1 protein-coding gene is annotated in these 256 nt (G+C 78.9%); it reads right to left on the bottom strand.

Annotated features, from left to right (window positions below; all coding sequences use genetic code 11):
• Positions 1-256: hypothetical protein (locus N866_RS21920; protein ID WP_034230153.1), on the bottom strand; the 256-nt coding region annotated here is incomplete at both ends.

Below are 256 nucleotides of genomic sequence, written 5' to 3'. Positions count from 1 at the left end.
CTCGGCGGCTGCGGGGGCGTCGGCCGCGAGCAGCGTCGGCGCGGAGCGGTCGAGCCCCGTGACCGCGGCGACCTCGCTCCCCGCGGCGACCGGCGTCGCGGCACCGAGGTCGACCTGCAGCAGGTCCGCGAGGGCGGCGTCGTCGTCGGGGGCAGCGCGGACGAGGACGTCGTCGTCCGCCTCGACGGTGGCGGCACCGAAGGTCAGGACCCCCAGGACGTCGAGGCGCCCCAGCTCGGCCTCGACCCCGTCACCG

This window comes from Actinotalea ferrariae CF5-4, assembly GCF_000603945.1.
GTDB classification, from domain to species: Bacteria; Actinomycetota; Actinomycetes; order Actinomycetales; family Cellulomonadaceae; genus Actinotalea; species Actinotalea ferrariae.
Note: the sequence above shows the minus strand (reverse complement) of the source record. Positions and strands in the feature narration are given on the sequence as shown.